21 protein-coding genes are annotated in these 24,722 nt (G+C 36.5%); 1 reads left to right on the top strand and 20 read right to left on the bottom strand.

The genetic code is table 11. The features are described 5' to 3' along the window. Positions 1-32: 32 nt before the first annotated feature. From CWS20_RS04030 to CWS20_RS03960, 15 genes are all read right to left on the bottom strand, one after another. Entirely contained in the window at positions 33-818 is a 786-nt protein-coding gene (locus CWS20_RS04030) for a citryl-CoA lyase (protein ID WP_066199970.1), read from the bottom strand. An 87-nt stretch (positions 819-905) separates the two neighbouring features. Beyond that, on the bottom strand, positions 906-2,093 hold the full coding sequence (locus tag CWS20_RS04025) for an acyl-CoA dehydrogenase family protein (RefSeq protein WP_083957447.1): 1,188 nt from the start codon (positions 2,091-2,093) through the stop codon (positions 906-908). A gap of 228 nt (positions 2,094-2,321) precedes the next feature. Beyond that, entirely contained in the window at positions 2,322-2,735 is a 414-nt protein-coding gene (locus CWS20_RS04020; protein WP_066199973.1) for a MaoC/PaaZ C-terminal domain-containing protein, read from the bottom strand. A 16-nt stretch (positions 2,736-2,751) separates the two neighbouring features. Beyond that, a complete protein-coding gene (locus CWS20_RS04015; protein WP_066199976.1) occupies positions 2,752-3,204 on the bottom strand; it encodes a MaoC family dehydratase N-terminal domain-containing protein in 453 nt (150 codons plus the stop codon). Between the two features lie 68 nt (positions 3,205-3,272). Further along, positions 3,273-4,088, bottom strand: coding sequence for an SDR family NAD(P)-dependent oxidoreductase (locus CWS20_RS04010; RefSeq protein WP_066199979.1), 816 nt, complete (start codon positions 4,086-4,088; stop codon positions 3,273-3,275). Between the two features lie 68 nt (positions 4,089-4,156). Then, the gene (locus tag CWS20_RS04005; protein WP_066199981.1) at positions 4,157-5,335 is read right to left on the bottom strand and encodes a lipid-transfer protein; all 1,179 of its coding nucleotides are present in this window, start codon (positions 5,333-5,335) and stop codon (positions 4,157-4,159) included. Positions 5,336-5,598: 263 nt separating this feature from the next. Next, on the bottom strand, positions 5,599-5,910 hold the full coding sequence (locus tag CWS20_RS04000; RefSeq protein WP_066199986.1) for a hypothetical protein: 312 nt from the start codon (positions 5,908-5,910) through the stop codon (positions 5,599-5,601). A 39-nt stretch (positions 5,911-5,949) separates the two neighbouring features. Continuing rightward, positions 5,950-6,930 carry an MBL fold metallo-hydrolase gene (locus CWS20_RS03995; protein ID WP_066199989.1) on the bottom strand — a complete coding sequence of 327 codons (981 nt, stop codon included), beginning with the start codon at positions 6,928-6,930 and terminating at the stop codon, positions 5,950-5,952. A gap of 222 nt (positions 6,931-7,152) precedes the next feature. Next, entirely contained in the window at positions 7,153-8,403 is a 1,251-nt protein-coding gene (locus tag CWS20_RS03990; RefSeq protein ID WP_066199992.1) for an MFS transporter, read from the bottom strand. Between the two features lie 226 nt (positions 8,404-8,629). Then, positions 8,630-8,818, bottom strand: a complete 189-nt coding sequence (locus CWS20_RS29275) for an AMP-binding protein (RefSeq protein ID WP_158236993.1) — start codon at positions 8,816-8,818, stop codon at positions 8,630-8,632. Between the two features lie 503 nt (positions 8,819-9,321). Further along, positions 9,322-10,863 (bottom strand): long-chain-fatty-acid--CoA ligase, encoded by a 1,542-nt coding sequence (locus tag CWS20_RS03980; protein WP_066199998.1) that lies wholly within the window; start codon positions 10,861-10,863, stop codon positions 9,322-9,324. Between the two features lie 142 nt (positions 10,864-11,005). After that, a complete protein-coding gene (locus CWS20_RS03975) occupies positions 11,006-12,184 on the bottom strand; it encodes a lipid-transfer protein (protein WP_083957450.1) in 1,179 nt (392 codons plus the stop codon). Between the two features lie 252 nt (positions 12,185-12,436). Beyond that, positions 12,437-13,189 (bottom strand): SDR family NAD(P)-dependent oxidoreductase, encoded by a 753-nt coding sequence (locus tag CWS20_RS03970; protein WP_066200001.1) that lies wholly within the window; start codon positions 13,187-13,189, stop codon positions 12,437-12,439. A gap of 121 nt (positions 13,190-13,310) precedes the next feature. Beyond that, complete coding sequence (locus CWS20_RS03965; RefSeq protein WP_066200003.1) at positions 13,311-14,117, bottom strand: enoyl-CoA hydratase/isomerase family protein; 807 nt, start codon at positions 14,115-14,117, stop codon at positions 13,311-13,313. A gap of 117 nt (positions 14,118-14,234) precedes the next feature. Then, entirely contained in the window at positions 14,235-15,449 is a 1,215-nt protein-coding gene (locus CWS20_RS03960) for a CaiB/BaiF CoA transferase family protein (protein ID WP_066200005.1), read from the bottom strand. Positions 15,450-15,622: 173 nt separating this feature from the next. On the opposite strand from CWS20_RS03960, the gene CWS20_RS03955 reads away from it, so the two are divergent. Beyond that, positions 15,623-16,531: a LysR family transcriptional regulator gene (locus tag CWS20_RS03955; protein ID WP_066200008.1), complete on the top strand. Its 909-nt coding sequence runs from the start codon at positions 15,623-15,625 to the stop codon at positions 16,529-16,531. 105 nt (positions 16,532-16,636) lie between these two features. On the opposite strand, the gene CWS20_RS03950 is transcribed toward CWS20_RS03955, so the two are convergent. The 5 genes from CWS20_RS03950 to CWS20_RS03930 all read right to left on the bottom strand — a co-directional run bounded on the left by CWS20_RS03950 (position 16,637) and on the right by CWS20_RS03930 (position 24,561). Beyond that, positions 16,637-18,340, bottom strand: a complete 1,704-nt coding sequence (locus CWS20_RS03950) for an alkyl sulfatase dimerization domain-containing protein (RefSeq protein WP_066200011.1) — start codon at positions 18,338-18,340, stop codon at positions 16,637-16,639. Positions 18,341-18,499: 159 nt separating this feature from the next. Next, entirely contained in the window at positions 18,500-19,330 is an 831-nt protein-coding gene (locus CWS20_RS03945) for an alpha/beta fold hydrolase (protein WP_066200014.1), read from the bottom strand. A 5-nt stretch (positions 19,331-19,335) separates the two neighbouring features. After that, positions 19,336-21,066: an alkyl sulfatase dimerization domain-containing protein gene (locus tag CWS20_RS03940; RefSeq protein ID WP_066200017.1), complete on the bottom strand. Its 1,731-nt coding sequence runs from the start codon at positions 21,064-21,066 to the stop codon at positions 19,336-19,338. Between the two features lie 22 nt (positions 21,067-21,088). Beyond that, positions 21,089-22,345, bottom strand: a complete 1,257-nt coding sequence (locus CWS20_RS03935) for an MFS transporter (protein WP_066200020.1) — start codon at positions 22,343-22,345, stop codon at positions 21,089-21,091. Positions 22,346-23,364: 1,019 nt separating this feature from the next. After that, a complete protein-coding gene (locus CWS20_RS03930) occupies positions 23,365-24,561 on the bottom strand; it encodes an acyl-CoA dehydrogenase family protein (RefSeq protein WP_083957453.1) in 1,197 nt (398 codons plus the stop codon). Positions 24,562-24,722 lie beyond the last annotated feature (161 nt).

Genomic DNA, 24,722 nt, shown 5'->3' with positions numbered 1-24,722 from the left:
TTAAAACCTCCACCCATCTGTTAAATGTTTTTTTATTTTACTGATATATCATTTGTATATAACGTATTTGCTTCGATATGATTATATAGTTTCTGAGATATACAATTTTTTCGACCGGCTTCTATTTCTTCAACAATATGTGCTATTAAACCAACTGCACGTGCTGCGACAGCAAATGATTTTACAACACTGAAAGGCAAAGACATATCCGAAAGAACTGCACCGATTGCCCCTGCTGCATTTAAGCTAATTTGCTTATTTTTTTGCTTATTAATTTGACGATGAATTTCTTTCATCAATGCAGTATGTATCCCGTTAAAGCCTAATTCTTCAGCTAAAGCAAATAATTTAGGCGTACGTGGATCAACTGGCTTATGGACCGGATGACCAAACCCCATTACTTGTAGTTTTTTCACTTTTCGTTCCTGTATTATACTTGTAGCTGCCAAAGTAACGTCCTTTTCCTGGCCATATGTTTCCCAGCCTTCTTGAAGCATTTGTGCTGCATTTTCCATAGCTCCAAGGTAGACTGAACCTGCACCTAATAGTCCAGCTGCAACTGCGGCTTGAACAGCTTCAGGTGCACCTAAATAAGTTAGACGAGCGGAAATTGAACTAGGGGTAAATCCGTGTTCGCAAACGGCTACCATACATGCATTGAGCATTTTAGACTCTTCTTTGGTTGGTCGGCGATGTGTTGCTCCTAAAAATGCCATATCAGCCAAGGTGATATTTCCTATTAAATCTTCCGTTAAATTAAATCCATGTACATATATCGCATCCGGTTTAGACATCGCGATTTTCGTTTCAAATTTCATTTATACTCATTCCTTTTTAGTTAAATAAATAGAATTGGATCGGTTTTCTACTTATATTAAGGCCAAAACATTAAATTATTGAATTATTTATAAACCAAGGTTTTTGGCGATAATGTTTTTCATAATTTCCGTTGTACCACCATAAATAGGCATGACCGCTACATCTCGATAACGGCGAGCAATGGGATATTCCTCCATAAATCCGTATCCTCCATGAAGTTGCAAGCACCGTGCTGACATCCTTCTTGCCATCTCAGTTATGAACCATTTCGCCATTGTAATCTGTGTAACGATGTTTTCACCTTGCAAATGTTTGTTTGTTAAATCATCAAGAAAGGTCTGAGCCATTGACAATTCGGTTGCCATTTCAGCAATCTCAAATTGAGTGTTTTGAAATGAACTAATCGGCTTTCCAAATGCGTGTCTCTCTTTTACATATCCAATGGTCGACTTTAGCATTTCTTCAGCGACAATTAATGCACCGATGGCAATTAAAAGGCGCTCTTGTTGGAGCCTATCCATCAGGTAGTAGAAACCTTTTCCTTCTTCACCTAGTAAATTCACTAATGGAACACGCGCGTCCTCAAAAATTAATTCAACTGTATCTGTAGAATGCTGACCTAGTTTTTTCAACTTACGTCCAAGTGAAAACCCTGGTGCACCAGCCTCAACCAAGATGATACTCATTCCTTTTCGTGCAGGAGTAGCTTTTGGATCTGTTTTGACAGCAACGAAGAACAGCCCTGCATTTAGACCATTTGAGATAAAGGTTTTTTGCCCGTTCAAGATATATTCGTTACCATCGCGTACAGCTGTTGTGCTCATATTGGCCAGGTCGGAACCTATTCCTGGCTCCGTCATTGCAACAGCAGTTGTAATCTCTCCGCTAACACATTTTGGCAAGTACTTTTTCTTTTGTTCTTCTGTTCCGAATCGTTCAAGGTAAGGTACGATAATTGAACTGCTAGTGCTTGCCAAGGTACCTACTCCAACACGGTTTAACTCTTCAGCTAAAATCATATTAAAACCAAAATCGAGTCCTAGACCGCCATATTCAGGTTGGATTTGCGGACAAAGAAAACCATTGTGACCCATTTTTTCATAAAATTCTCGTGGGGTATATTTTTCTTCCTCCCATTTCTCAATATAAGGGAGTGCTTCCTTTTCAAGAAATTTTTGAAGAGAATTGCGAAATAACTCATGTTCATGAGTAAGAAAAGGTCTTTCTCTCTTAAATAAATCAAATTTGACCTGCTTAGCAATTGTATTTGACAATATGAATCCCTCCAGAAAGTTTTTATTTACTAATTACACAACTGTTTTTTAATAAATTTGGCTTATGCATGATACGTAGATTTATTATCCCGTAATGCTGATTCATAAAAATGTAAACTACTTAATTAACCCTGTATAAATAAAAACCGTCTTTGAGCAACGTGTGAGGTAATAGTTTTGCCCAATTCCACGTTACTCAAGGCGGTTAGATTGGAGAAATAGATTGATCTACAATTTTCTTGATGGCAATGTCGCTTCAAAAACTCCTGCCACTTTTACTTCGCCTTCGATGTTCTTCGCCTGTACTTCACACAATACTATGTTATTAGCCTTTTTCTCTAGCACTTTCCCTACAATCTGGATGGTTTCACCAGGAAACGTCATTTTACTAAATCTTACTTGTAGTTTCTTAATGTTTTTTCTAGAAACCCATGATGTAACCCCATGGGACAACATGCCCATAACTAACATTCCGTGAGCCAGAATCTTCATACCTGCTTTCTCGGCTACCTCTTCAACCAAATGAAGGGGATGGAAATCACCAGAAGCACCTGCAAACCTTACAAGTTGAACGCGCGTAATTGGTTCCTTTTTCAGTACTGGGAATTCATATCCTTCATTTACATCCTCATAAAACATCATTTATTTCCCCTTTCTATTAAAGACGATGCACTAATGTGCTTCTTGTAATGGCTACCAATTCGCCTCGTTGATTTTGATATTGATTTTCCAATGATACGAATTCCATTACCCCGGTACTTCCTGATTTCGTCTCCGCCGCAACCACCTTGCTGGTTACTGATAATACATCTCCAGCCACAATATCACCTAGATATTCATACGCTTGCTGTCCATGTAAAACTCTAACTAGGTTGAATTTCAACTTCTCCACTTTTTCTGCTGAACCCAATCCGCCCCACAAGTCAATTACTTGTAAGAATGTAGGGGGGATAGGGATTCCGTCATACCCTTCTTTTTTCGCTGCCTCCAAATCATAGTAAATCGGATTATCATCACCAAGAGCGAGTGCTAATTCTTTTATTTTTCCTTTTTCCACTGCCATACTGTAAGGTTCTAACTCAAGCCCGATTAAATCTTTCACGTTTGACATGTTTCTTCACCTCTTCTTTTTAACTATTTCGTATTATGTCTCTACATCCTCTCTTTTTAAGGAAACGATTAGGTTAATGAACCTCCGTTTACACCAAGCACTTGTCCATTTACATAATTGGACAATGGAGAGGCAAGGAATAAAATACTTGCAGCTGCTTCCTCAGCTTTACCAACACGTTTTTGGGGAATTTTGTTAATTAATATGTTGCGTACTTTTTCAGGAATGCCTACTACTTCTCCATTAATTACTGTTCCTTCTTCTTTTGGACGTGTAAGACGCGTATCAATAAATCCAAAAGCAACGGCGTTACTGTTAATGTTAAATTGTCCCCATTCCTGTGCAACTACCTTTGATAATCCAATGACTCCTGCTTTTGCAGAAGAATAGTTTGCCTGCCCCATATTTCCTCTTACACCTGAACCAGAGGAAACGTTGATAATTTTACGGTGATGAACAATCCCTTGCTCAATTTCTTTCTTTGCAACATCACGCATATATGGAGATGCTGCACGAATGAGACGGAACGGGACGACCAAGTGAATGTTCATAATTTCAAGGAACTGCTCATCTGTCATTTTATGAATTAAACCGTCAAGGCAATAGCCTGCATTATTCACAAGAATATCCAGTTTACTAAAGGTAGCTATAGTTGCTTCTACCACTTGCTTCGGAAATTCAGGATCTAATAGGTTTCCACAGATAGAAACGGCTTCGCTTCCAAGTGCCTTAATTTCTGCCACCGTTTCAGCTGACAGTTTTTCATCTAAATCTGCTACCGCAACACGCGCTCCATGTTCAGCAAACAATAGTGCAGTTGCTTTACCGATACCAGATCCACCTCCAGTAACAATCGCTACTTGATTTTCCAATAACTTGACCATCAAATATCTTCCTCTCTATTTTCTAATATTGATTTCTAAAATTCGCAATTATATAAATGGAATTTCATTTATCCCACTCGATACATTGTTACTACACAGGCTCCACCGAGTCCTAAATTATGCTGAAGAGCGACTCTTGCATTTTCTACTTGGCGTTTTTGTGCTTGACCACGAAGCTGCCAAACAAGCTCGGTACACTGAGCCAATCCAGTTGCCCCAATGGGATGTCCTTTTGACATCAAACCACCTGAAGGATTTACCACATATTTTCCACCGTATGTGTTATCTCCGTCATTTATTAACTTCTCTGCTCCACCTTCTTCGCAGAGATCCAGGCCTTCATATGTAATGACCTCAGCTGGAGTAAAGCAGTCATGGAGTTCTAACACATCTACCTCATCAGGACCTATTCCAGCAGCTTCATATACTTGCTTAGAGGCACGTCGAGTCATGTCTGCTCCAACTAAATTGATAATATTGTCATTACTTTCATTCATATCCGTAGTTAAAGCTTGCGCAACAATTTCAACAGCATTGGAAATACCATGCTTCTTAGCAAATTCCTCACTACATACAATAGCCGCTGCGGCTCCGCAAGTAGGTGGACAGGCCATTAGACGTGTCATATCAGGCATCAGCATCGGAGAATTTAACACTTCTTCAACCGTCAGTGGTTTACGGAAAAGCGAATATGGATTATTAGTTGCATGGTTCCTCGATTTCACAGATATTTTTGCAAAAATGTCTGGATTTACTCCATATTTCTCAAGATACTCTTTTGTTGCTGCTCCAAACAGCCTAATGGCTCTAGGTACTTCTGGCACCTCAGGCCAAAGCTCTTTCAAGCGATCCTCCGCCCAACCGAGTGCTGATGTCCGGTCATTCCAATGAGATTTCAATGCTCCAGGCTGCATCTCTTCAAATCCGACCGCCAGTGCACATTCAACTGAACCAAACTCGACCGCTTGTCTTGCCAAAAATAGAGCCGTAGAACCAGAAGAACAGTTGTTGTGCACATTTATAGTTGGGATTCCTGTCATCCCCACCATATATAAGGCTCTTTGGCCACAAGTACTATCACCGTAAACATAACTTGCATAAGCCTGTTGTATTTCAGAATAATTAATTCCTGCATCTTCCAACGCACCTTTTACTGCTCTAGCTGCCATTACTTCATAGGGTTCATGAGTCCCAGGCTTTGTAAACGGCATCATATTTACACCGATCACTTTTACTTTTTTACTCAAGTCTACATCCCTCCTTCTTAGTATGATTTGCTGGTTTAGCAAGATTCTAAATAGTGCGAATCTTTATATTTATGATAATTTCATATTGTTTTTTTTAAAAGTATAGAAATTAAAAGGTACATTAAATAAAAATTAATGTCTTGAAACAATTACTAACACTAGGGAAAAACGACATCTACAATGCAACTGCTTTTACGATTTTTCATCAAAATAAAAAAAAGGAATTCACCCTATTTAGTGAACCCCCTTCTTTTACATAATAATTAATCATTGAAATTTACACTTTTTATTAAGACAAATTCTCCCTTCATCAGTTTGACTTTTTTATGCCAGTTTACAAAAGAACACATACAATTTTCTCCATCAGATCTATTTTTCAAATCTATAAATGCATCCATACCACATCCTAAAGCACTGTACCCAATTACCTCTAGAAACTGTCCAGAAATACCACCAAGGTCATCTATTAAAGAAGCCACTTCAGATCCAACTGAAGGAACAAAATCTCGTACAAAACAGTTATATTCTTCCATAACGTTTGGGTAGTTTTCTTTTACATACTCCTCTAATCCCATAATTTACACCCTACCTTACGTACTATATTTTAATATATTCTAATATTGTTTGCTTTTAATGTTAACAGAATAGTTAAAACCATCCTTTCTTCGTGCTTCTATTATTAAATTCTGTGCTATTAAATAATCTAAATGCCCAACTGTTTCAAAAAGTGTAAGTCCAAGCCTAGACTTATAGCTTTTGGGGAATAAACGACTACACACTTCAAAGGCTGTCATTGGTTCTTCCACAAGCCAGTCTCTTATACGAATGGCGCGTTCATGCTGTCTTTTTAAACGAATATTAATCAACTCTCTAGCGTTAGTGATGTCTTCTCCATGTCCTGGAAGAACTCTTTCAATCTGCAAATCAAATAACTTACGAAGCGTTTCATTTAATTGAATTTGCGGCCTTAATCGTTCACCCCCTATATGAAGAGGAGGCTCTAATATCGGATTCGGGGAAATATGTGGCATCAATATATCTCCACCGATTAAAATCTTATCTTCTGGATGAAATAATGATATATGGCCTTGGCAATGACCAAAAGTATGGACAATCCTCCATTCCGAAAGATCAGGAATTTCTGAGCCTTCTTTAACTTTTAGATCTATACCACGATGAGCATTTTCTATGACATGATCATTTTTATGAATAAGATATTGTTTAGCTAAATCATCCGGTACACTAAGCTGATTAAATAATTCATTGAAAAAGACATCGTGTTGTTCTAAAAATGGAGTCGTAGGATTTAACCAACGTTCACAATCAGAATGGCCTATTAAAGTAATATCATGATCAAAATATTTAATAAAACCAATATGATCCACATGGTGATGAGTAATGATTATTTGTTTAATATCCTTCACTGTATATCCATACGATTTTAATTGATCATTAAAAACTTCCCAAGAACCCTCGATATTATGACCAGCATCTACTAATGTGATGGTATCTCCCTTTATTAAAAAAACATTCACACCATCTGTATTTATAGTTGTCGGAAGGCTAATTTTAGCAACCTTATCATAACCATTCATGTTAAATTCCCCTATCCCCATCTGATTATTCTACATTACAGTCATACTCCACCTTACTCTTTAACCCTAAAAACATTATTAATATTACGAATCATTTGATTATTCTTCCATGATTAAGCTAGTGAGAATTCTCACTAGCTTAAGTAGTTGTACATAATTCACCTTGCGAATACTCAGTAACAACTTCGTTGCCTATCATTCTTTGCAGTACAACTTCACTGTTTAGAATGTCACTGTTTTTTCAGAAATAGTGTTTTCTTTAATATCATCAGGTCTCACAAAGATTAAGTTGAGAATAGCAATGAGGAGAAACAACCCCACCATGAGATAAATGGAATAATTAAAACCAAGCGCTAAATTCCCCCCAGCAGATTGAATTAATAATCCCGTAACAATTGGTGCAACCAATTGTGTGATATTGTTACCTAAGGTCAAAATGCTGGACATGAAACCAGCTCTTTCTGGCATTAGTTTAATCATGACTTGAGTAGCCATTGAAACATTCACATAGGTAGCCCCTTTTGCTAAACACAAGAACACAAAAATCCATTGGAATGAAGTTCCTACTAGCGGAATGACTGCAAGAGCTAGACCACCTATAATGGTGCTAATGGCTGAGACAAATACACGTGACCTTCTATAGCTCTGGGTCTTTTTGAAGATGCGGTCAGAAATAGTTGATATCAAAAACACCAAAAATATGGATGCAATACCTGTTCCCGAGATTAGATAAGCCATCTTCATAGGTGCCAATTTCATTATCTTCGTTAAATATACAGGGGCCCATAACGCTACCCAAATGATGAGCCAATAAGAAGCAGCTGATAAAGTAATTGTTAATAGGCAAGCTGGATTACGAAGAATAGGAGCAATATGTGACCATTTTAATTTTTTGGTCATTATCGTCGTGTGATTATTCCTATTTTGGGAAAAATAATTAACTAGAGCCCAAATTACGAGTAATATCAAACTGACAAATCCTAGTGATACGAACGTCCATTTCCATCCTATATTTGCAATCAAACTTACTAGGATAGGTGCACAAACTATTCCGCCAATAGAGGCACCAGCAATGAACACGGACACTGCGAACCCTCTTGCCTCTGCAGGGAAGATTTTTGCAATATGACTCAACCCAGTTGGAACAATTGGCCCTTCGAAAGCTCCTAGCAACACTCGATACATAATTAGCATTGGTAATCCGATAATCGCAAATGATCCCAACTGTATAATACTAACACCCGCTAAGACAATGAATATTATTTTAGTTGTTCCAAAACGATCTGACCAAGTCCCTCCTATAAGACTGGTAATAATGTATACTAAGAAGAAACTACTCCCTACAATTCCCCATTGAGAACTGTTTAAGCTAAATTCTCTCATAAGTTGTTCGGCTGCAAAACCGATTACTACCTTATCTGCATAGGTTATAAAAGAAGCAAAAAACAAAAACATAAGGCTAATCCAACGCAAGTATTACACCTCCTTCATAATTTTTAAAATATAATATTTTACTCTTGTCCGATACAAAGTAATCTCTAAAGTCAATAATACGAGGAGCTTTATTTCTAGTTAATCGATCTCTGCAACAGTTCTGGATTTCTTTAATTAAAATATACGATTCCATGCCATGATGAAAGCCACTATACCTTTTGACTCCGATTTTTGTAGAATATGTTCCAATTCTGCCGGCTGATAATTAGGATTCACATGAACAACGACACCACCTAAGCTTTGAATTGAAAAAGGCAATGACATATTCTAGACAATTCGGTGCCATGATCGAGATGCAATCACCCTTGCGAAATCCCCTTTTATAGAGCGCCATCGCTACACGTTCGCTAATATTTTTTAACTCAAAAAAGGTTAGTTCCCTCTCTTCATCCACGACAGCAATCTAATTTGGGAATTTGTTTAGAATGTCGAATATAGTCATTGACGGTATTTCAATATGATGTGGATTTCCTTCCGGATAAGAGGCAAGCTATGGTTAACTTTAATAAAGTGAACCTTTACTCTGAATATCCTTTCTCATAAATTCACCTCAATATTAATTATTTTTAATTTTCATCCCAATGTAGTGTTCCGGTTTTTGGGAACGCTATCATTTTTACACCCAATAACTATTCCTTTTAGCCAAATACTTCTCCCCTCTTTTTTGAAAAAATCGTTTAACTAGATTCAGAATTATATGAATCTTTATACTTTTATGATATTTATTTTTTGTATTTTTATAAAGTTTTGAAAATTAAAGGTGCATTAAATATATTTTATGGCTCTTTATCAGTAGGGAACATCATGGATATAACTAAATAAAAATTACAATAAAAAAGAATGCCTAGTTTAATAGACATCCCTTAATATCATTTAGAAATCAATAAAATCCAGTCGTTAACTATTAGTAAATGGGTGGAGTTCCGATTTACCATTCAAATACTGGTAACGCAGTTCATACTTTAGGACTTTCCCTGATGCATTTCTCGGCAATACATCCACATAATGAATATTGCGAGGAATCTTATAACCTGCTAGGTGCAACCGGCAGAATTCAATTAAGTTAGCGTTATTTATTGAATATCCTGGTTTAGGGACAATAATGGCTGTAACTGTTTCACCCCACTTTTCATCTGGAAGTCCAATAACAGCTGCATCTAATACGCCATCATAAGAATACAATATGTTCTCCACTTCTACAGAATAAATGTTAATCCCACCAGAAATGATCATATCCTTTTTACGATCCACAAGCGTTATGTACCCATCTTCATCAATTGAGCACATATCTCCTGTATATAACCAGCTGTCACGAATTGCCTCTTCTGTAGCCTTGGGATTTTTATAATAACCCTTCATAATCATATCCCCTCGAAGAATCAATTCTCCGATTTCTCCTGGTATTACACTTTTCCCAATTTTGTCTACTACTTTGGCCTCCATTAAAAACCTTTGCTTTCCGCTTGTACCAAGCTTTTCTTTATGATCTTCAGGATATAAAAAAATTCCACCAGGACCTCCTTCTGTTAGTCCACATCTATTTATAAATTGATCAGTTTTAAACAATTCCATCGTTTGCTTTATAAGTTCAGGAGGCATTGGTGCTCCACCATATTGAAGAACTTTAATAGAAGATAAATCATATTGTTCTTTATTGGGTACTTGCTGTAACATGTTATACATAGTTGGAACTGCAAGAAATGTATTAATCTTATATTGTTCAATCGATTGCAGAACCTCAGCTGCATCAAATTTTTGATGAATGACAGCAGTTTGACCTAAGAAAATACACTTATATAATGCAGTAAATCCTCCTGCGAAGAAGAATGGCATAAAATGCAATATGCGATTTTCTAAGCCTACACCGTGCAAACCTAAAGCATTAAATACAAACAGGACGCCCCGATAATGATCGTATAAGGCTCCTTTTGGTTTTCCTGTTGTCCCAGAGGTGTATAAAATGTGAGAATCATCAGATTGTATAACAACAACATCCGGATCTTTTTCATTTTCAGTGAGTATTTTATTAAAAGGCAAGTGTCCCTCTATATTTGCTTCGTGAACGGCAATACAGTGAATTACCTTTGTCGATCGTGACTGTTCTATTAACTCTCCAAATTCTGAATCAAAGATTATTAACTTCGCGTCAGAATGATCTACAATATATGCAACCTCTGATTTTGTTAAACGAATGTTAATTGGTATAACGACAGCTCCAACTTTATATGAAGCAAATTGAGCGATAGGAAAGTATTCTGAGTTTTTCATCATCAAGCATACTTTGTCACCCTTTTTAATTCCTAGTGAAATTAATCCATGTGCAAAACGATTAACAATTCGGTTAAGCTGGTCGTATGTGTAAAACTTCCCATTACAAATTATTGCATCTTTTTCTGGCATAATTCTCGCATTTCTACTAAGTGAACTCCCAATATTCAATATTAATACCTCCGATATATTTATAAATAAAAAAACCGTACTTGGAGACCGTGTAGGGCATAAATATGCCGAATTTCACGTTAATCAAGACGGTCAGTTTGGAGAAAGCAATACAGCAAATAATTTATTAAAAAGATTCCAATTATCCTAAGCGGTACATGGTTACGACGCAAGCTCCACCAAGGCCCAAGTTGTGTTGAAGGGCGATTCTCGCATTTTCCACTTGACGTTTTTGAGCTTGACCGCGAAGTTGCCATACAAGCTCCGTACATTGAGCCAGACCCGTTGCTCCAATGGGATGCCCTTTCGACATTAACCCACCGGAAGGACCAACGACCACTTTTCCACCGTAAGTATTTTCACCATCATGAATAAACTTCTCTGCCCCACCTTCCTCACATAACCCTAAGCCTTCATAAATAATAACCTCACTTGGAGTAAAGCAATCATGCAGTTCTAATACATCTACCTCATCAGGACCAATTCCTGCTGATTCATATACTTGCTTGGCGGCACGGCGGGTCATGTCTGCACCAACTAGATTGATAATATTGTCATGAGTTACGTCCATATCCGTTGTTACCGCTTGTGCTACAATCTCAACAGGATTGGAAATACCATGTTTCTTAGCAAATCCCTCACTACATACAATAACTGCAGCAGCTCCGCAAGTGGGCGGGCAGGCCATTAGACGTGTCATATGTGGCATCAACTTTGGAGAGCTCATCACTTCTTCGACTGTCAATTGCTTACTGAAAAGCGAATAGGGATTTTGAATCGCATGACTTCTTGTTTTCACAGCCACCTTTGCAAAAATGTCTGGATTCACTCCATATTTCTCAAGGTATTCCTCAGCGGCACCTCCAAATAGCCGGATTGCTCTAGGTGCTTGCGGCACTTCGGGCCACAACGCTACCAATCGTTCCTGTAGCCATTCGACTGGTGAAATACGATCATCCCAGTGTGATTTCAATGCACCGGGCTGCATTTCTTCAAATCCAACAGCCAACGCACATTCCACTAAACCAGACTCAACTGCTTGCCTTGCCAAAAACAGCGCAGTAGAACCTGAAGAACAGTTATTATTAATATTAAAAATTGGGATCCCTGTCATCCCAACCTTATATAATGCTTTTTGACCACAAGTGCTGTCACCATAAATATAGCTTGCATATGCCTGTTGAATTTCGGAATAATCTAATCCAGCGTCCTCTAAAGCACCTTTTACTGCTTTAGCTGCCATCACTGGATATGGTTCTTGATTACCAGGCTTTGTAAACGGTATCATATTTACCCCAATAATTCTTGCTTTTTTTCCCAAACTTCATTACCTCCTGTTTTATTAAGTAAGTTATCCTGATAATATTCTAAAAAGTTAGAATCTTTTCCTAACGATAACTTTATTAATCACTTTAATAAAGTTTATAAATTAAAAGGTATATTAAATAAATTTTAATAGTTTGAGATTAGTGAAATCCTAAAAACGATTGATGGAAAAGATGGAATTCACCTATATGCGAGGTCCCTTCTTTTGTTTTATTACCCGAAACTATAAAATTCTATGTTTATTCCATTATTTATATGAGGCATAACCATCATCAACCAAAATCGTACTGCCATTTATCGCATATGCTTCGTCTGAAGCCAAAAATGCGACAACATTCGCGATGTCTGATGGTGGTGTGAATCTTTTCGTCATTTGCTTATGGGTGTACTCGCTCTCACGTCCCAAAGCTTTAACAGGGTCGTATATAGGCGTATTAACTACTCCTGGAGCAACGCCGACCACACGAATGCCATATGGTGCCAATTCTAGCGCGGCAGTCTGTGTCATTAACCTTACCGCACCCTTGGATGCATTATAGCTAAAGGTATTTGCATTTGCTAAAAATCCAAATACTGAGGATGAATTGATAATTGTTCCATGAATCCCTAATTCACGCATTTTCCTGCCTGCAAATGAAATCCCATAATACACTCCATCTTGGTTCACTTTAACAACCTTTTCATAGGCTTCTGGATCTAGCTCAAGTAAAGGTTTTCCTAATGCAATTCCAGCATTATTAAAGATCGTATCGATTCGTCCATAGGTTTCAACTGTGAAATTCACCATGTCTTCAACCTGTTTGTAGTCGGTCACATCTACACTTTTAAAAACTGCTTCTCCGCCTATTTCTTTGAGCATTTCAATCGTTTCTTTTCCTGCAGTTTCATTAAAATCTGCGACAACAACTTTGGCACCCTCTTTGGTAAATTTAAGGCAAGTTGCCCGTCCAATTCCACTTCCACCACCTGTAATTACTGCTACTTTATTTTTTAATCTCATGTTAACTCTCCTAATTATTAAGAATTTGTTATTCAATATTTCTCCATATAATTCAATCATTTTTCATTTGAACAAAAGCCAACTTATTTTCAAGATTTTAAAAGTATTTTACTAAATGGGATTATTCTCCTTTAAAATATGGCGAACGTTTCTCTAAGAAAGCTGATACGCCTTCTTTAAAATCTTTTGTTTGAAAGCATAAAGCTTGACCAAAAGTTTCTATTTCCAAAAAATCTTCTAAAGTTATATTTATGCTACGATTAACTAATTGTTTAATCAGTCCTATTGTCAAACTTGGCCCATCTACTATCTTTTGAGCTACCGAATATGCTCGATCAATTAAGTCATCGTCATCAGCTACTTCATTTATCATGCCTAATTGTAAGGCTTGTTCAGCAGTGATCCGATTACCTAAAAGCATGAGTTCTTTGGCACGATGAGGGCCGATTAATTGTGTTAGAAAATGAATTCCACCAAAGTCAGGGAGAGCACCCACTTTTACAAAACTCTGAATAAAGAAAGCAGATCGAGCGGAAATAACCAGATCACATGCTAAAGCAAGACTGACACCAGCTCCCGCTGCAGCTCCATTTACCGCAGCAATAATTGGTTTTTCCAAACTTCTCATAATGTGAAGCAGATCATGAATTTGTTTCAATCTTTTTCGAGTGTCAAAGACATTTATATCACCTTGCACATTATTTAGATTTCCACCAGCACAAAACACTCGTTCTGCCCCAGTTATAATAACTGCTTTTATTTGGTCATCGTATTGAATTTTTTTAAAAGTTTCGAGTAATTCCCACATTACTTCAGATATAGGATTTCGAATTTCAGGTCTATTCAATTTTATGAAGCAAACTTTGTTTTCAATAGTAGTTAAAGTGTTTCTATCACTCTTAATTACATTACTTTTTTTATTATTCATAAAGAACACCTCTTTTCTTTTTTTAAATGTTATATTTTTGTATGCTCTAAGAGAAGAACTTAGCTTAATGGTTTAGCTTTTTCATTACTCATTGGATCCCTATTAAACTTTCCAATATTATCCTGTTTTAGAAGCAGATTCACTTGCTCTATTCTTAATAATATGTTGATTTAATAAGACTTCAATTTGTTGGTCGGAAAATCCAATGTCTGATAAAATTTCATTTGTATGCTCTCCAAGCTTTGGTGCTAGATTACGAATTACTCCTGGTGTTTCTGATAACATTATCGGCGGTGAAATTAATTTGACCTCATCATTTTCTGCGTCTCGATATGTTTGAAACATTTTTCTTTCAATAAACTGAGGATCTTTCTCTAAATCTTCAAGTCTATTTACTGGAGATACGCAAGTTTCTACTCTATCAAATATTCCCAGCCACTCTTGTCTTGATTTTTTGATAATAATGGATTGTATTTCTTCTTTCATGGAGTCTTGTTCTTTAATTGGCGCATGTATCTTTTGAATGAAGTCTTCCCGTCCTATTGTTTCACAAAATCGCTTCCAAAATTTTAGTTCCGTTGATCCAACTGAAAGATATAGACCATCCTTCGTTTGATACACTTCGTAATTAGCTCTTCCTCCAGCCAAAAAATGTTCGCCACGTTTTGGCTGTTCTTTCGACGCTAAAAAAGCTGGAAGAAGGACTTGGAACAACGAAAGAGCTCCATCCATCATGGAAATATCAACAAACTGTCCTTTTCCAGAGCTTTCTCTTTCAATAAGAGCCATTAATATACCTATCGTACCCATGAGGGCTCCACCACCAAGGTCCGCGAGCTGTACTGGAGGAACAATCGGTTTTCTATCACTTACACCCATATATTCAAGTATCCCTGCATAACTAATATAATTTATATCATGTCCTGGCTTTTTAGAATAAGGCCCAGTTTGTCCGTAGCCTGTTATGGCACAGTATATTAGTCTTTGGTTAACCTGTTTTAACACGTCATAGCCAATGCCAAGCCGCTCCATGACCCCTGGTCGGAAGGATTCAACAAGGACATCTGCTTTTTCAACCAGTTTCAACAAGATTTCTTTACCTTGTTCTGTTTTTAAATCTAAACAAATGCTTTTTTTGTTTCGGTTTACTGATTGAAAAAGAGCGCTATTTTCGCCGATTTTCGGTTTCATTTCTCTTACATAATCTCCAGTTCCAGTGTCTTCAATTTTAATAACCTCTGCACCATAATCAGCAAGAAGCATTGTGCTAAAGGGACCTGGCAGCAATCTTGTTAAATCTAAAACTCTTAGAGATTCTAAAGCTAGTGACAATTGGATCATCCTTCCTCGAATTAAAATTCTAATAATTCAAATTAATGTAAACCTTTACAATTATGATAATTTTATATTATACTTTTTTAAAGTTTAGAAATTAAAACATAGGTTAAGTAATTATTAATGAAAAAAATAAGTAGGCCAATTCTTTTATTGACAGGGGTGAAACTTTGCGTATCGAGCAATTCTTATACATCACTGAAATAGCAAAAACTGGATCAATTGCGACTACAGCTGAACGACTTTATGTAACTTCACCAGGTATAAGTCTGGCGATCAGCAGCTTAGAGAAAGAACTCGGTGTAAAGATATTTGAACGATCTAGAACTGGATTAGAGCCAACTGAAACCGGAAAAAAACTCATCATAAAAGCACAGAAGATTTTAAATTGTATAGAGGAATTTAAGCATGAGGCTAAAATCGATTCTTCAGAAATTGAAGGTCATTTATCTATCTCATCTGATCCTGCCATTTGCAGGAGCATTATGCCTAAAACATCGGCTGAACTTAAATTGAAATTCCCAAGAATAACCCTTCAAATTAAAGAATCACCAACTTCACAAGTTAGAAAAGACGTTTTGAATGGTGATGCGGATATAGGCTTAGTCTTTTATCCTTCCTCATCACGCGAAGAAAATCAACTCTTAGCTACCACACATATAATAGATAGCTTTATGATGCTATGCTTCAGAAAAAATTCTGAATTGGCAAGTAAAGAAGTTCTTACCATGATGGATATAGACAATTATCCGATTGCCGCAAATTTAAATGAAAATGATAGAAAACATCATTCTCAAGTATTCGGAAAACATAACAAACTTAACATTCTAGTACAATCACAAAATTCTGAAACAAAAAAGTATTTTATTTCACAAGGGTTGGCAGTAGGTTTTGAACCTGAGTTAATTATCAAGTCTGATCCATTTTATCAAGGAGACGAGATTTTAGCTAAGCCTGTATTAGGAATAGATTCAAGAATGTCCTATTATTGTATTCGATTAAAAAGCAAATTTCTTTCTGCAGTGGAGAAGGAATTTTTATTAGAACTTCAAAATCAAGCTAATTACTTCAAAGAATAATTTAGGACATACTGCAACTTTAATACCTCTTTGGTGCAATAAAACAAAAGAAGGGATTTCACTATTAAGCGAAACCTTTCTTTTGCCATTTTTCAAAAAGTGATATTATAGTTCAAAAACATTAAATAACCTTATTACCTCTTCTCCATCATCCTTTGTTATTACCTTTCCATTTTTGATTGCTTCCTCCATTGCTATTTCTCCAAAAACAATATCAATCCATATATTACTTGTCGTTTCTATACTCAAATCCGTCTTTTTAGGTATTGTCTTTAAATATTCTGCAACGCCTCTTCTCACATGTAAACCTAATTTCTGATTCAAGTCTTTCAACTTAATTGTCAAAATCCGGTCTATTTTCTTTGATTTGTTAGGATCAATTTTGAACTCTAATATTTTTATAGATTTTTCTATTGGAAGTGATTTTATCTCACTATTATCTATAATTCCCGGAAATACAGCTGGAATTTTTTCCAAACTTACTTTCCCTTCTAAAACCAACGCCTGTGTAAGATAAATTGCTCTTGATGTTACAGCAGTTGTTACATATCCCATTTGGCGCAGTGCATTGGCTTTAATTTGGATAGCTTTTTGATTTTTGGAATCTACATTTAAGACATGGGTAATGAGTTCAGCTGCCCAGGCATATTCTTTTTCTTCCAAAGCTTTATTAGAAGCCCCTATAAGTTTATCTATTCCCCCGAATCCATCAATAATTCTCCTAGACCTAAACGAAATTGGAACTGGATTAATCTCTGCTGCATCCATGCTAAACCAGCCTAATTCACCACTATATATTCCTTTGACATGGTGGGTAATTTCACCATATGCTTCACATAACTGGGGGAATTTTGCCAAATGCTCAGGAAGCTTTACCCTCTCCGCAATCTCATCTGGTTTAAGGCCATTATTTATTCCACGAATTGTTTGGCTATATATAAAGGAAATTCCATCCCTGTAACTCGTTGCAAGCTCATAACTTTCTGCCCTTGTTTTTGTTGCATTACCATGTATTGGTATTAAGTATTGAGGATTAATTTGACGAATTATATCAATTCCATTTGTCCACTCTACTGGATTACGGTATCTTTGACCTCTAAGCGTATAAATATTTGGAAATGCATTCCAAATACTATTCGTAATGATTGTATCATGATCTGGCAGCCACATAGTTAGGGAATCATTCGTGTCTGAAGGTGTATGAAAAAACTGCATTCTAACTCCATCCAACATCAACTCTTCGCCATCTTTTACCACATAGGTTGGTTTTAAATATCCAGTCGATTTATCGTTATCTGTAACATTTTCAAACTGGGCAAGCGTTGCGTCTGGACCGGTACGTGGTAAAAAATATCCTGCATGTTGTGCACCATTTCTTTGATATGTGGGTGCTAGCTCCATTGCCCCATTGATAACATTTTTATGGACATCAGGATGAGCAATAATCTCAACCTCTTCTCCTTCTTTTACAAATGCTTTCGCTGCCATAGCATAATGGTTATGTGAATAAATGATTGCTTTAATTGGTTTATTCGTCAATTGACGGAGCGCTTCATATTTGCGCCTTCCGATTGACATGTACGAGCCTGTATCCCAAATGATAACCCCTTCATTTCCTTCAATAATAACAGTGTTATCGACAGAAAAACGGCGTAGAACTGTTATACCTTTTGTAATTGAAATGAGATTGGGCTCTGCAGGACCCATTAAAGAAAGAAATTTATTAACAATAGCCCCATTAGGTAAAACAGCCGTTTCAACTTCCCTCCCTAAATAAGGGGAATTCTGTTTCATTTCTTGATTAATCATAAACTCACCTCAAAAATTTAAAATATCAATATAGTAACAAAAATAAGGTAGCACCTGTACGACATATTAAAAGTTTAAAAAGCTTCTTCCTACTAAAGAATATTTTAATTATTCTATCCATTAAATATTATCTTTCTACTCTGACTATCATTCTCTAAATTACTTCTCAAAAAACTCGATTAATAATTCATTTAATTTTTCTGGTTGATCAAGGGGTACCCAATGACTGCCTGACAATCTTTCATATCGCCATGGTCCATCAATCATTTCACCCGATTGAAGCATTTTTGCCTCTGTTAAAAATGGATCAAAGCTGCTCCATATTCCTAATGTTGGTGACTTAACTTTTGGATGCCCCCCCTTATTTACATAGAATTTCAGTGAGCCGTTCGCTCTGTACCAATTCAGTGCTGCTCTCAAAGCACCCGGTCGTGATAGCTCTTCTATCCATTTTTCTTGCTCACTATGATTTCGTCCCCATTCTCGGAAAAGTTCCCAATTATTTTTTGTTAAAAATTCCTCGGCGTAGTGTTCTGTCTGAAACATAAACACGTACCATGATTTTTCAAATTGATCAATTTGCACATGGAATCTGCCGCCTGGATGACCAACAGAAATTGGAACATATTTTTCAACAATATTAGGAAAATGAGAAGTAAGTGCCCAGCCCAGCAATGCACCCCAATCATGGCCAACTAATTTAATACGATCAACGTTTAATTCCTTTAAGATTCCTATTACATCCGAAACAAGAGACTGCATATGATATGCTTCAATCTCTTGTGGTTTGTCTGATTCACCAAACCCCCGTAAATCTGGTGCAATTACCCTGTAGCCAGCCTTAACCAATGGCTGAATTTGTTTTCTCCATAAGTATGAAGAGTCTGGAAACCCGTGAAGCAGCAGTACAGCAGGGCCGCTACCTTCATCAACTACATGAAATTGAAGCCCGTTTACATTTAGCTTTTTTCCTTTTAATTTAAAATTCATCGCTATTATCTCCTTTCATTGTTGCTGATAATGATTTCATCAAACAAGGCAAAGAAATTAACCACCCTATCAATATCGCCTTTAATAATCGTAATATTGCCTAATCTTAATGCATCTTCAAGTGAAATTTCACTAGTTAGCAATCGAGCTATATCTTTACATGTTGACTTAAGCGTTAAATCAGGAACAATGGAATCTCTGTTGAAATCTACTACTTCTGCTAAGCCTCTACGAACTTGCAAGCCTATTTCACCACTTGAATCTGATACAATAACACGCATCACTTGAGTGACCTTTTCACTCTTCACCGGGTCTAACTTCACTCTAAGAAAATGCATAAAAGCTTCCGGCTTCAAAGTACTTAAATTATCAGATTTAACTACTCTTACTTTTGGACTTATTTTCCCTTCTAGTTCAAAAACTTGAGTTAGATAAAAATTTCTTGTTATGGAAGAAGGTGTTGTTTCAGCAAGTTTTCTGAGAGCAAGCGCTTTTAATTGACGCGCTTCCTTATGATTAGGATCCAATTTTAATACATAAGTAATCAATTGGGCCGCCCACGCAAATTCATCATCTTCATATGCATTTCGGACTTCATTTAATACTTTATCGGGCCCTCCAAAGCCTTTTATCATTTTCTCAGCTTCGACTTTTTTCGAAACTGGATGAATCATTGCTGTATCATTACCATACCAACCGATTAAATAAGCATATGTCCCTCGCACAAAGTTTTCGACTTCACCGTAAAAAGGTTGTAAAATCGGACTATTCTTTAGGCGGTGCGGCAATTTAACAAACTCAACAAGATCTTCTGGAGTAAGTCCCAAATTAATTCCTCGTACCGTCTGATCGTAAACAAATTGCATTCCATCGTGATATTCTTCGATAGCCTTTTCACACTCTTCTGATCCAAAAATGGGTACCCCATGTACTCCAATAATATGTGATGGCTTTAATGCACGTAGTTCCTTTATACTATTAATCCAGTTTTTTGGATCTCGAGTATCACCTCTCAAAGCTCCGATGTTTGGAAACACACCCCAAAGAACATTATTAATAGCTACACCTTTATCAGGTAACCAAATGATCAGCCCGTCATTTGTGTCTGTAATTGTAGGGATTAACTCTACATTAATTCCATCAATTTTAGCTTTACATGCCTTTGATACTGTACGATTAGGTTTTACGTACCCCCTTGTTTTTCCTTTATCATTATCGATAAAATAAGAGCCCAGTCCCAAATTTGGAAAAGCATCAGGACCTTTTGCCGGAAGAAACAGCCCAAATTGCGTAAATGCTTTTTTTGTATGAGTCAGTTTTAGTTCAGCATTATGAGCGGTAAAATTATTATCGACCAGTTCGTGGCTCCAAATTTCAATAGTACCCTCCTGACCCTCAGGTACATAAGCCCTTGTACCCACTGTATAATGCCAGTGTGTGTAAATAATTGCTGTTACTGGTTTATCAGATATTTTCCTAAATTCCTCCAAATGTTCTTCCGCTTCTTCAATACCATCTCCTGTATCAACAATGATTATCCCATTTTCTCCTTCAATCATGGTTGTATTCGCAAGTCCAACTCCAATAACTTGATAAACACCATCCGTAATCTTCACTAATCTTTTTGTGAAATTTTTCGAATGATTTATCAGGTTTGCGTTAGCAATTTCACCTTTTGGCCCTACCTTTGTTACAGTTTCACACTTACCGCTTAATTGATTTTTGGTCTTTCCCACAAGAACTCACCTCTTTTATAAATTATATTGAAATGGCATCATCAATCGGATGAGCCTCCTCAGCTGACTTATCAGGCCTACAAAAAATGATAAAAAGAAGCCCTGCAATAAACATCAATCCACCCACATAAAATAATGCATAATTGAAACCCAGAACTTTATCGCTGCCACCTAGGTTAATGAGAAGGCCAATTACGATTGGTCCTATAATCCCCGATAGATTTTGAAAGGATGTTCCTAAACTAATTCCAAATCCTCTCCTAGTTGGGAAAAGCTTAATCATTATTAGTGGAACTATAGAGACAATAGTTGCAATACAACCAGCTGACAGAATAAATATCCCTAGTATCACTAATTTAGATTGGACAATTGTTGCAAGAAAAAAGCAGAGTGCTGCGACGAATAGACTAGTTCCACCGACAACAACACGTGATATAAAATAACTCTGACTTTTTTTATAAAGATAATCAGAAAATCGATTAATAAAAATGCTAATAATTACACCGCCTATTCCAACGGCAACGGATGCAAGTCCAATTTGTTTATTAGTTAATTCGAGTATTTGCCCGAAATATAATGGCTGAAACACCGATGTCCATGCAAAGCCCCCGAATGCTGCAAAGCCTATGAATAAAGTTAATAAGCATGAACGGGAGAATATTATCGATGAAACTTCAGACCATTTAAATTTACTATGAGTGGAAATTGGTTCGTCCCATTCTACTTTTTCTGGTCTCTCTTTGCCCAGCCACATCCATAAAACAGCCCAAACAAAACTCAAAATACCAGTTGAGGCAATTGCTCCCCGCCAGCCTAGACCTTCTATTAGTACAACGAAAACTGGAGCCAATATCACTGCTCCGACTAAAGCACCGCCATTAAAAATGGATAATGCTAATCCACGAGATTTCGGATCGAACCATTTACTTAACTGACTCATGGATATCGCTCCATGTGGCCCTTCACCTATACCTAACAATATCCTGTAAATAATTAGCAATGGAAGTCCCGATATCGCAAAAGCTCCAAATTGGATAACCGTCCAGGATAATAATAAAATGGATAATGCTTTCTTTGTCCCAATTCGGTCTGACCACGCACCTCCTATAACACTAGCAATACTAAATAACCAAAAAAAACTGCTACCCACTATTCCCCATTGTGAGTATGATAAATTAAATTCTTTCATAATAGGCTCTGCTGCAAAGCCTATTATTGACTTATCTGCAAAATTAATCATTATACCAAAGAACATAAATAAGAGTATTATCCATCTCATACCGAATTCCAACTCTCCTCTTTGAATATCATTTACGGTAAGTTTTAATTGACTCCCCCACACCTCCTTTACCATACAGCTCAAAGTTTAAAAATTTTATTTGATTCTGAATAATTAGAATCTTTCAATTTGAATAATAATTCATTGAAAGCGTTTTAAAAAGGATAAATATTTGAAGGTACCTTAAGTAATTTTAAAGACAAATTTAAAATCTGTAGAATAATGAGTTCTCCTATTTGATTGATAGTTTGGTTTTGATGGACTTTTTACTAAAATCTGTAAAAAGCTATAAACTATTCTAAAAATAGATTACTTATTTAAAGCTATTAGGAGGATACTGTATTACCTTTCGATAGCAATCATTTTTATTTATCCACTAACTCCATCCTATTAAATGTGGCTCTTCTAATTGACCGGCTTCACCAATGAACCTTCTATAGACCATCCATTATTTTCTAGCCATTAAAATTTACTTAATGCACCTTTAAATTTTTAAACTTTATAAAAAAATAAAATCTAATTATTATTAAAAACATAGAAATTTCAAAATTTCCGATACCAAAGTAGATAATCTATCAAAAAATAGAGGGGGAAATTTGAGCGTATAGAAAATTGATTTCTTTATTCCTTTTGCGAATCAAAGTCTGAGTGAAACACCAAAAATGTAAGCGCTTTATAGTCATTTTTTTATAAAAGGACTTCATCATGGATTTCAGGCGTTCAGTAGAAAAGCAAGAATCTTCTCTAAAAAAGTTGCTATAATTTCTGAAGATAAGATAAAACTTATACAATCGAACAGTTAAATTGTAAGGTTAATCGTTTTGGCCATGAATCGAATTCTTTATATTGGATTTTCTAACAGGTCTTAAAAATAAATATGGCATTCTGATTAATATCCAAAAAGGAATGTCTATTAAACTAGACATTCCTTTTTGAGCACAATCATAATTTTCATTTTTTCATCTTCCAGAAAACTAGCATTTGTACTAGTAGGACTATTATTTAACAAAATAAAATTATTACAACCCAAGACTTTTTGCAATAATATTTTTCATAATCTCATTAGATCCGGCAGCAATTGGTAAAACTGCAATATCGCGATAACGCCGAGCTATGGGATACTCTTCCATAAACCCATAACCACCGTAAAGTTGCAAGCAACGGGCGGCCATCCGTCTCGCCATATCAGTAATCCACCACTTCGCCATGGATACTTGTGTTACGATATTTTCACCTTTCATATGGAGGTTAACGAGATTATCAAGGAAGGAGCGAGCCATTGATAATTCTGTTGCCATTTCCGCCATTTGAAATTGAGTGTTTTGGAATGAACTAATTGGTTTACCAAATGCCTGTCTTTCTTTTACATAGGCAATTGTTGACTTTAACATTTCTTGTGCTTGAGCGAAGGCTGCATTTGCAGCCAAGATCCGCTCTTGTTGTAATTTATCCATTAGAATATAGAAGCCTTTTCCTTCTTCACCAAGCAAGTTGGAAACAGGTACGCTGGCGTCCTCAAAAATAAGCTCTGCAGTATCCGAAGACCGCATTCCTAATTTTTTTAATTTGCGGCCACGTGAAAAACCTGGGCTATCTCCATCAACCATGATGACGCTAACTCCCTTATGGGCTGGTGTTGCATTTGGATCTGTTTTAACTACAACAAAAAACAAATCAGCATTAATTCCATTTGTAATAAACGTTTTTTGCCCATTAATAACGTAATGGTCGCCAATTTGTACTGCAGCTGTTCGAACGCTGGCCAAGTCAGACCCAGTACCCGGTTCAGTCATAGCAACAGCTGTAAGGATTTCTCCATTCACACACTTTTGTAAATATTTTTCCTTTTGCTCTTGCGTCCCGTATGTTTCAAGATAAGGAACTACAATTGAACTGTGAATGTTTACACCGGCAGTTCCTCCACCAACTCGAGACAATTCTTCAGAAAGGACTAAATTAAATCCAAAGTCGAGACCTAGTCCACCGTATCCGGGATCGACCTGAGGACAGAGAAAACCTTGTTTGCCCATTTTCGTGTATAGTTCACGTGGGATATAACCGTTTTCTTCCCACTCTTCATAATATGGAAGCACTTCTTTTTTGATGAATGTTCTTAATGAACTCCTAAACATTTCATGTTCTTGACTATAAAAAGGTCGATGTGTATTAAATAAGTCAAATGGGTTTTTAGTTGTTGACTTTACTGTTTTAGACATGATTTTTCCTCCTAAATAAGAAGATTAATTCTTTGAACAATAACACTCACTCAGTTGCTATACTAAAATAAATAGACTTTTTGGTATTTATCAGTACCATTACCTGTATACCCTATGTGATTTCTCTATTTATTCTTAAATTGCCCCTTCTACATTCAAAA

Source organism: Cytobacillus horneckiae (assembly GCF_002835735.1).
Taxonomy (GTDB): Bacteria; Bacillota; Bacilli; order Bacillales; family Cytobacillaceae; genus Cytobacillus; species Cytobacillus horneckiae.
This window is presented reverse-complemented; position numbering and strand designations above follow the sequence as displayed.

What these genes read in the sequence shown, in the direction of transcription:
- CWS20_RS04030 (WP_066199970.1), bottom strand. Translation starts at nt 818, where the DNA reads ATGAAATTTGAAACGAAAATCGCGATGTCTAAACCGGATGCGATATAT.
- CWS20_RS04020 (WP_066199973.1), bottom strand. Translation starts at nt 2,735, where the DNA reads ATGATGTTTTATGAGGATGTAAATGAAGGATATGAATTCCCAGTACTG.
- CWS20_RS04015 (WP_066199976.1), bottom strand. Translation starts at nt 3,204, where the DNA reads ATGTCAAACGTGAAAGATTTAATCGGGCTTGAGTTAGAACCTTACAGT.
- CWS20_RS04010 (WP_066199979.1), bottom strand. Translation starts at nt 4,088, where the DNA reads ATGGTCAAGTTATTGGAAAATCAAGTAGCGATTGTTACTGGAGGTGGA.
- CWS20_RS04000 (WP_066199986.1), bottom strand. Translation starts at nt 5,910, where the DNA reads ATGGGATTAGAGGAGTATGTAAAAGAAAACTACCCAAACGTTATGGAA.
- CWS20_RS03995 (WP_066199989.1), bottom strand. Translation starts at nt 6,930, where the DNA reads ATGAATGGTTATGATAAGGTTGCTAAAATTAGCCTTCCGACAACTATA.
- CWS20_RS03970 (WP_066200001.1), bottom strand. Translation starts at nt 13,189, where the DNA reads ATGAGATTAAAAAATAAAGTAGCAGTAATTACAGGTGGTGGAAGTGGA.
- CWS20_RS03965 (WP_066200003.1), bottom strand. Translation starts at nt 14,117, where the DNA reads ATGAATAATAAAAAAAGTAATGTAATTAAGAGTGATAGAAACACTTTA.
- CWS20_RS03950 (WP_066200011.1), bottom strand. Translation starts at nt 18,340, where the DNA reads ATGATTAATCAAGAAATGAAACAGAATTCCCCTTATTTAGGGAGGGAA.
- CWS20_RS03945 (WP_066200014.1), bottom strand. Translation starts at nt 19,330, where the DNA reads ATGAATTTTAAATTAAAAGGAAAAAAGCTAAATGTAAACGGGCTTCAA.
- CWS20_RS03935 (WP_066200020.1), bottom strand. Translation starts at nt 22,345, where the DNA reads ATGAGATGGATAATACTCTTATTTATGTTCTTTGGTATAATGATTAAT.
- CWS20_RS03930 (WP_083957453.1), bottom strand. Translation starts at nt 24,561, where the DNA reads ATGTCTAAAACAGTAAAGTCAACAACTAAAAACCCATTTGACTTATTT.